The sequence below is a fragment of the Aeromonas bivalvium genome (assembly GCF_000819765.1).
GTDB classification, from domain to species: Bacteria; Pseudomonadota; Gammaproteobacteria; order Enterobacterales; family Aeromonadaceae; genus Aeromonas; species Aeromonas bivalvium.
Map to the genome: position 1 here is coordinate 104,686 of NZ_CDBT01000017.1, position 8,883 is coordinate 113,568.

7 protein-coding genes are annotated in these 8,883 nt (G+C 60.9%); 6 read left to right on the forward strand and 1 reads right to left on the reverse strand.

Annotated features, from left to right (window positions below; translation table 11 throughout):
- Positions 1-42: 42 nt before the first annotated feature.
- The 6 genes from thiL to BN1119_RS06920 all read left to right on the forward strand — a co-directional run bounded on the left by thiL (position 43) and on the right by BN1119_RS06920 (position 7,331).
- Positions 43-1,002 carry a thiamine-phosphate kinase gene (gene thiL / locus BN1119_RS06895; RefSeq protein ID WP_041995664.1) on the forward strand — a complete coding sequence of 320 codons (960 nt, stop codon included), beginning with the start codon at positions 43-45 and terminating at the stop codon, positions 1,000-1,002.
- Positions 999-1,481, forward strand: a complete 483-nt coding sequence (locus BN1119_RS06900; RefSeq protein WP_041995666.1) for a phosphatidylglycerophosphatase A family protein — start codon at positions 999-1,001, stop codon at positions 1,479-1,481. Before thiL ends, BN1119_RS06900 begins: the two co-directional genes overlap by 4 nt.
- Before the next feature lie 486 nt (positions 1,482-1,967).
- The gene (locus tag BN1119_RS06905) at positions 1,968-3,689 is read left to right on the forward strand and encodes a dipeptide ABC transporter ATP-binding protein (protein WP_041995669.1); all 1,722 of its coding nucleotides are present in this window, start codon (positions 1,968-1,970) and stop codon (positions 3,687-3,689) included.
- A gap of 70 nt (positions 3,690-3,759) precedes the next feature.
- Positions 3,760-5,316, forward strand: coding sequence for an ABC transporter substrate-binding protein (locus tag BN1119_RS06910; RefSeq protein ID WP_041995672.1), 1,557 nt, complete (start codon positions 3,760-3,762; stop codon positions 5,314-5,316).
- Between the two features lie 95 nt (positions 5,317-5,411).
- Complete coding sequence (locus BN1119_RS06915; protein ID WP_041995675.1) at positions 5,412-6,386, forward strand: ABC transporter permease; 975 nt, start codon at positions 5,412-5,414, stop codon at positions 6,384-6,386.
- 3 nt (positions 6,387-6,389) lie between these two features.
- A complete protein-coding gene (locus BN1119_RS06920) occupies positions 6,390-7,331 on the forward strand; it encodes an ABC transporter permease (protein WP_041995678.1) in 942 nt (313 codons plus the stop codon).
- 91 nt (positions 7,332-7,422) lie between these two features.
- On the opposite strand, the gene dxs is transcribed toward BN1119_RS06920, so the two are convergent.
- On the reverse strand, positions 7,423-8,883 hold a 1,461-nt coding region (dxs, locus tag BN1119_RS06925; RefSeq protein WP_084205332.1), incomplete at its 5' end, for a 1-deoxy-D-xylulose-5-phosphate synthase.

Here is an 8,883-nt window from a genome sequence, read left to right on the forward strand (position 1 = left end):
GCATTAAGAGAGGAGCCAGCCTAACCGCTGGCTTTTTACTGTATGGGTGAATTTGAACTGATAGAGAAGTACTTCAAGGTGCCCCACGCCCGTAAGGACGTGGTGCTGGGCCCGGGGGACGACTGTGCCCTGCTGACCCTGCCAGTCGACAGCCAGCTGGCGGTGAGCACGGATACTCTGGTGAGCGGCGTCCACTTTCTGCCCGACATGGATCCGGTGGATCTCGGCTACAAGGCGCTGGCGGTCAATCTGTCCGATCTTGCCGCCATGGGGGCCGAGCCGCGCTGGGTCTCCCTGGCGCTGACCCTGCCCGCCATCAACGAGCGCTGGGTGGCCGGTTTTGCCGAGGGCTTCCTCGAGCTTGCCGAATACTACAACGTGGCCCTGGTGGGGGGGGACATGACCCGGGGGCCGCTCTCCATCACCGTCTCGGTGAAGGGATCCGTGCCGTCGGGCCGCGCCCTGCTGCGCAGCGGCGCCAGGGTCGGGGACGGCATCTATGTCACCGGCACCCTGGGGGATGCCGCCCTGGCGCTCTCCCATCTGCTGGGCAAGCGCAACCTCAACGAGAACCAGCTGGCCGCCGTCCTGCCGCGTCTCGAGCACCCCCATCCTCGCATTCTGGCTGGCCAGGCCCTGCGCGGGTTGGCAAACAGCGCCCTGGATCTCTCCGACGGCCTGGCCTCGGATCTCGGCCATATCCTGAAAGCCTCCGGCGTGCGGGCCCAGATCGATCTCGACCTGCTGCCTCTCTCCCCCGTGATGCAGGATGCCGTCTTCCCGGAAGATGCCTGGCAGCTGGCCCTGGCCGGTGGCGATGACTACGAGCTCTGCTTCACAGTGCCGGAAGATCATCGCGGCGCGCTGGATACGGCCCTGGCCCACAGCGGGGTCAAGTTCAGCCGGATCGGTCGTATTCTGGCGGGGGAGCCCGGCATCGATTACATTCGGGCGGAGCAGCCGGTGGCGCTCTCCCTCAAAGGTTGGGATCACTTCGCATGATCAAGCCCGAGCTCAAACGCCTGAACCTGAAAAATCCCCTCCACCTGCTGGCGGTGGGCTTTGGTGCCGGCTTCTCTCCCTGGGCCCCTGGCACCATGGGCACCCTGGTCGCCATCCCGCTTTACTTGCTGGCAAGTGGCCTGTCGACCCCCTGGTTCATCGCCCTGCTGGTGCTGGGCTTTCTGGCAGGTATTCGTATCTGCCAGAGCGCCACCGATGCCATCGGCATGCCGGATCACGGCGCCATCGTCTGGGACGAGGTGATAGGGTTTGGCATCACCATGATAGCGGCGCCGGCGGGCTGGGAGTGGCTGCTGGCGGGCCTTGCGCTGTTTCGTCTGTTCGACGTGCTCAAGCCCTGGCCCATCAGTTGGTTCGATCGCCGCATCCATGGCGGCCTTGGCATCATGCTCGATGACGTGATTGCCGGATTCTTTGCCCTGTTTTGTATGCAATTGCTGGCCCATTGGCTCGTCTGAGCCGGGCAGGAAGGAGGGCGCCCCTGGGGCGCCCTTTATTTATGACTGCCTGATTTTCATTCATTGGCAGATGCTGCCATCAGAAACCCTTTTCACATAAATATTCACTACTCATTCGACGCTACCGTCCCTGTCTGCATCAGTCACATCTGCCAGATGTTAACATTTTGTATCATGTTAACTTTGTTTATTAATGCAAAATTAGTTTAAAAAGCTATTTTTTAGGCGATAGATCACGCTTTATGACTACCTGGCACCCAGGTCGCACCGCAAAGTATTGCGAAATTGTATATCCAGGTCATTTACTCTTTCGGTCAAAGCGTCTAAGTTACTGGCGGGTTATTCCAAAAAAATGCAAAAAACCCGCCCGGATCGCTGGTTTCCCTGCCCCATGGATTGAGCATCTATTGCCCAAGGCACAAACCGGCATCTGCGGCTGATTTACGGAAGAATTGTTTGGGACGGATGTCCCCCGCAGAGGTAAACATGTCCTTGCTAGAAGTCAAAAACTTGCGGATCGAGTATCCCTCCCGCTACGGGGTACTGGCCGCGGTCAAGGATCTCTCTTTCTCCATCGAGAAGGGTGAGGTCGTCGGTGTCGTCGGTGAGTCCGGCGCCGGCAAATCCACCATCGGCAATGCCGTCATCGATTTGCTGAGTCCGCCGGGTCATATCGCCCGGGGGGACATCTATCTCAACGGTGAGCTCATCTCCGGCAAGAGCCAGGATGAGATGCGGGCCATTCGTGGCTCCCGCATCGGGTTCATCTTCCAGGATCCCATGACCTCCCTGAACCCGCTGTTCACCGTGGAGCATCAGCTGGTGGAGACCATCCTCGCCAACACGGATCTCACTCGCAGCCAGGCGGTCGCCAAGGCCCTAGAGCTGATGCAGGCGGTGGGGATCCCGAGCCCGGAGCTGCGCATCAAGCAGTATCCGCACCAGTTCTCCGGCGGCATGCGCCAGCGGGTGGTCATCGCCATCGCGCTCTCGTGCGACCCCGAACTCATCATCGCCGATGAGCCCACCACGGCGCTGGATGTCTCCATTCAGGATCAGATCCTCCAGCTCATCCGTACCCTGTGCAAGGAGCGGGACGTGGGCTGCATGCTGGTGACCCACGACATGGGGGTGGTCTCCAACGTCACCGACAAGGTGGCGGTCATGTATCGCGGCGATCTGGTGGAATTTGGTACCACGGAGCAGGTGCTGGGGCGCCCCAATCACCCCTATACCCGCAGCCTCATCTCGGCGGTGCCCCGCTCCGACGTCAAGCTGGTGCGCTTCCCCCTGGTTTCCTACATCGAGGATGCCGGCGCGCCGGATACCAGCATCGATCTGAAGACCCACTGGCTCGGTCAGAGCCAGGACGAGCGGGCCTATGAAGGGGCCCTGCTGCGGGTGGAAAACGTGGATCTGAAGTTCGTCACCAAGGACTCCTTCTTCCCGAGCCGCCGTGAATACGTGCGCGCCTGCAACGACATCAGCTTCGAGATCTTCGAGGGTGAAACCTTCGGCCTGGTGGGGGAGTCGGGGTCCGGCAAGTCCACCATAGCCCGCGCCATCACAGGGCTCTATCCGCCCGACAGCGGCAAGATCTTCTTCGAGGGGATCGATCTCACCGCCATCAAGCGCGAGAGCGATCGTCGCCCGCTGCGTCGCCAGATGCAGATGGTGTTCCAGAACCCTTACTCCTCGATGAACCCGCGCATGAAGGTGCGCGACATCATCGCCGAGCCGATCCGCTTCCATCGATTGGCCGAGGAGAATCAGATCGATGGCATCGTCAGCGATCTGCTGGATCACGTCGGCCTGGGTCGCGGCGCCGGGGTCAAGTATCCCCACGAGTTCTCCGGTGGTCAGCGTCAGCGCATCTCCATTGCCCGCGCCCTGGCGACCCGGCCGCGCTTTCTCATCTGCGACGAGCCCACCTCGGCGCTGGATGTGTCGGTTCAGGCCCAGATCCTCAACCTGCTCAAGGATTTACAGAAAGAGCTTGGCCTCACCATGCTGTTCATCAGCCACGATCTGCCGGTGATCCGCCAGATGTGCGATCGGATCGGCGTGATGAAACACGGTCATCTGGTGGAAGTGGCGCAGACCGAGAAACTCTTTACCAATGCCGAGCATGAGTACAGCCGCAAGCTGATTTCCCTCATGCCGGAGTTCAAGGGAATGTCCCGCGAGGGGCTGGAAATCGCAAGCTAGGAAAGTGCCGGCGTGCCGGTTTTTGTTAGAAAAAGAGTGTCAATAAGAAGCTAACAGCATGGAGAAAGACATGAAGAAAGGATTATCCAAGATTGCAATGGCGTTGTTTGCGGCCGGTTTGGCCTTCAATGTCTCTGCCGCCGACATCAAGGTCGCCGTCGCCTCTGACCCCACTTCGCTGGATCCCCAGGAGCAGCTCTCCGGTCAGACCCTGGAGATGTCTCACCTGGTGTTCGATCCCCTGATGCGCTGGACGCAGGACCTGCAGTTCGAGCCCCGTCTGGCCGAAAAATTTGAACGCATCGACGACAAGACGGTGCGTTTCCACCTGCGCAAGGGCGTCAAGTTCCACTCTGGCAACGACTTCACCGCCGATGACGTGGTGTGGACCGTCAAGCGTCTGAAAGATTCCGTCGACTTCAAGGCCATCTTCGACCCCATCGCCGACGTCAAGAAGGTGGATGATTTCACCGTGGATCTCGTCACCGAGAAGCCTTATCCCCTGGTGCTGCAGACCGTGACCTACATCTTCCCGATGGACTCCAAGTTCTACACCGGCAAGACAGAGGCGGGCAAGGACAAGGGCGAGATCGTCAAGAACGGCGACTCCTTCGCCTCCACCCACGTCTCCGGTACCGGCCCGTTCAGCGTCAAGTTCCGCGAGCAGGGCGTCAAGCTGGAGTACACCCGCAACGCCAACTACTGGGACAAATCCTCCAAGGGCAACGTCGACAACCTGACCCTGGTGCCCATCAAGGAAGACGCGACCCGTGTTGCCGCCCTGCTGGGTGGGGACGTGGACGTGATCTACCCGGTCGCTCCCAACGATCTGGAACGGGTCCAGAAGGGCAAGGACACCCAGCTGGTGACCCTGTCCGGTACCCGCGCCATCATCATAGAGCTGAACCAGAGCACCAACCCGGCCCTGAAAGACAAGCGCGTGCGCCAGGCGATCAACTATGCCATCAACCAGGTGGGCATCGTCGACAAGATCAACAAGGGCTTCGGTACCCCGGCCGGCCAGCTGAGCCCGAAAGGCTATGCCGGTCACAACGAGGCCCTGGTGCCCCAGTATGATCTGACCAAGGCCAAGGCCCTGATGAAGGAAGCGGGTTACGAGCAGGGCTTCAAGATGAGCTTCATCTCCCCGGCTGCCCGTTATGTCAACGACGTCAAGATCGCCCAGGCCGTCTCCGCCATGCTGTCCAAGATCAACATCAAGGTGGATCTGAAGACCATGCCGGTGGCCCAGTACTGGCCGGAGTTTGACAAGTGCGCCGCGGACATGCAGCTGATCGGCTGGCACTCCGACACCGAAGATACCGCGAACTTCTTCGAGTTCCTGACCTTCACCAAGAGCGCCGAGACCGGCATGGGCCAGTACAACTGTGCCGGTTATGCCAACGCAGAAGCGGACAAGCTGGTGATGGAAGCGAACGCGGAAACCGATCCGGCCAAGCGTAGCGCCATGCTGCAGAAAGTCGAAGCCATGCTGATCGACGACGCCGCCTATGTGCCCCTGCACTGGGAAAACCTGGCCTACGGCGCCAAGAAAAACGCCGACATCAAGCCCATCGTCAACGTGATGAACTTCCCGTACTTTGGCGACCTGGTGGTAGGCAAGTAATTACCCCGCAAGAAGGACGGGCGGGGGCATCGTGACGGTGCCCCCGCCATTAACAGAAGCCGATGCCAAGACATCGGCCAGAGTCAAGGACAAGCATGTTTACATTCCTGCTGAAACGGTTCTATCAGGCCGTGATAGTGATGTTCGTCATCAGCCTGGTCGCCTTCTCCATCCAGGACAACCTGGGGGATCCCCTGCGTGAGTTGGTGGGACAATCCGTCTCCGAGGCTCAGCGTCAGGCCTTGCGCGATCAGATGGGGCTCAACGATCCCTTCCTGGTGAAGTACAGTCGCTTCCTGAAGAATGCGGTGCAAGGAGATCTGGGGACTTCCTACTTCTTCAAGCGCCCGGCCCTCGAGGTCATTCTCGACAAGCTCGTCGCCACACTGGAACTGGTGTTTGGCGCCGCCCTCATTATCGTCCTGGTCTCCATTCCGCTCGGGGTTTATTCCGCCATTCGCCCGCGCAGCATACTGACCAAGATCATCATGGCCGTGAGCAGCATAGGGATCTCGATCCCGGTGTTCCTGACCGCCATCATGCTGATGTACCTCTTCTCCATCCAGCTGGGCTGGCTGCCGGCCTATGGCCGGGGCGAGACCCGTAACCTGCTGGGCTGGGAGTCGGGCTTCTTTACCTGGGACGGCATCTTGCACCTGATCCTGCCCGCGGTTTCCCTCTCCTCCATCATGCTGCCGCTGTTTATCCGGCTGGTGCGCTCCGAGATGCTGGAGCAGCTCTCCTCCGAATACGTCAAGTTCGCCCGCGCCAAGGGGCTGGACAACAACAAGGTCTACTACCAGCACGCCCTCAAGAACACCATGCTGCCGGTCATCACAGTCGGCGGCGTGCAGATCGGCACCATGGTGGCCTACACCATACTGACCGAGAGCGTGTTCCAGTGGCCGGGGACGGGTTTCCTGTTCCTTGAGGCGATCCACAGGGTCGATACGCCGCTCATCACCGCTTACGTCATCTTCGTGGGTCTTATCTTCGTGGTGACCAACACCCTGGTCGACCTGCTCTACGGGTTCATCAACCCGACCGTCAACCTGACTGCCAAGGGGTAACAGATGACTAACGCTGTGACTGTGAGCCCAAGCCGTTGGGCTCGTTTCAAGAACTCTGACATCGTCTACTACTTCCTGCGGGACAAGGTAGCCATGTTCAGCTTCGCCATCTTCGTGGCATTCGTGCTGGCGGCCCTGCTGGCCCCCTGGATTGCACCCCACAACGTCTATGACCAGACCAGCTTCGATCTGATGGATGCGGAGCTGCCGCCCTCCTGGCTCGATGGGGGCGAGGCGCGCTTCTGGCTCGGCACCGACAACCAGGGTCGTGACATCTGGAGCACCATCCTCTATGGCGCCCGTATCTCGCTCACCATAGGTCTGTTCGCCGTCGGCCTGCAGTTGGTGCTCGGCATCGTGATCGGCCTCATCGCCGGTTATTACGGTGGCCGCATCGACAGCCTGCTGATGCGCTTTGCCGACGTGCAGCTGTCGTTTTCCACCATGATGGTGGCCATCATCATCTCCGCCATCTTCCAGGCGAGCTTTGGCTCCGAGCTCTATTCGCAGTTCGCCATCGTCATGCTGGTGGTGATCATCGGCATCGCCGAGTGGCCGCAATATGCCCGGACTGTGCGCGCCTCCGTGCTGGCGGAGAAGAAGAAGGAGTATGTGGAGGCGGCCCAGGTGATGGGATTCCGTGCCCCGCGCATCATGTTCCGCCACATACTGCCGAACTGCCTCTCCCCCATCCTGGTCATCTCCACCGTCCAGGTGGCCAACGCCATCATGAGCGAGGCGGCCCTCTCCTTCCTGGGGCTGGGCATGCCGGTGGATCAGCCGTCCCTGGGCTCGCTCATCAGCGTGGGCTTCAACTACATCTTCTCCGGCTCCTGGTGGATCACCGCCTTCCCGGGCATCTGCCTGGTGGTGCTGGTGCTGGTCATCAACCTCCTGGGTGACTGGCTGCGGGATGTGTTCAACCCGAAGATCTACAAGGGTTAATTCGGGTTAGCGGTAAAACAAGAAGGGCGCCATCATGGCGCCCTTCTTTATTGCTCGCGGTTTCAGGTCTGGCTTGCTGCCAGCTTTTGCATCAGGCTGTCAGCCAGGCCTCGATGCTGGCCTGAATGCCTGCGGCATCCAGACCCAGCAGGGCATAGATCTCTTCCTGGGTGCCCTGTTCGATGAAGCGATCCGGCAGGCCGAGATTGAGTACCGGCCTGCACTGCCTGGCGCGCATCAACAGCTCGTTCACCGCGGAGCCGGCCCCGCCCATGATGGCGTTGTCTTCCAGGGTGACAAACTGATCGTGGCTGGCGGCAAGTGCGAGCACCAGTGCCTCGTCCATGGGCTTGACGAAGCGCATGTCCACCAGGGTGGCGTCCAGCGCCTCGGCGGCGGCCTTGGCTTGCTGGAGCAGGGTGCCGAACGTCAGGATGGCGATGCCCTTGCCCTCGCGTCCCTCTCTCTCACGAATGATGCGCCCCTTGCCGAGGGCCAGCGCCTGCATCTCGCTCTCGACCTGGATACCGGTGCCGCTGCCGCGAGGGTAGCGCACCGCCGCAGGCCGATCGCACAGATAGCCGGTGTAGAGCATCTGGCGGCACTCGTTCTCGTCGGATGGGGTCATCACCACCATGTTGGGCACGGTGCGCAGGAAGCTGATGTCGAACGCTCCCTGATGGGTGGGGCCGTCGGCCCCCACCAGACCGGCCCGGTCGATGGCGAACAGCACGGGCAGCTCCTGCAGCGCCACGTCGTGGATCAGCTGGTCGTAGGCCCGTTGCAGGAAGCTCGAATAGATGGCGACCACAGGCTTTTGGCCCGAGATGGCGAGCCCGGCGGCGAAGGTCACCGCATGTTGCTCGGCAATGGCCACGTCGAAGTAGCGATCCGGATACTGCTGGCTGAACTTGACCAGGCCAGAGCCTTCGCGCATGGCGGGGGTGATGCCGACCAGCTTCTCGTCCCGCGCCGCCATGTCGCACAGCCACTGGCCGAAGATGGCGGAGAAGGTGGGCTTGCCGCCGGCGCTTTTGGGCAGGGCACAGTCGTCCGGATTGAACTTGGGCACACCGTGATAACCGATGGGATCCTTTTCGGCGGGCTCGTAGCCCTTGCCCTTCTTGGTCTTGACGTGCAGCAGCTGGGGTCCTTTGAGGTTGCGCATGTTGCGCAGTGTCTCGACCAGGGCCTCGATGTCGTGGCCGTCGATGGGGCCGATATAGTTGAAGCCAAACTCCTCGAACAGGGTGCCAGGGACCACCATGCCCTTGAGATGTTCCTCGGCCCGCTTGGCCAGTTCCTTGACCGGCGGCAGTCCCGCCAGCACCTTCTTGCCGCCTTCGCGGATGGTGGTGTAGAGCTTGCCGGACATCAGCCGGGCCAGGTGGTTGTTGAGCGCCCCGACGTTTTCGGAGATGGACATCTCGTTGTCATTGAGCACCACCAGCATGTCCTTGTGGACATCCCCGGCATGGTTGAGGGCCTCAAACGCCATGCCGGCGGTGATGGCGCCATCGCCGATGACGGCGACCACCTTGCGACCCAGCCC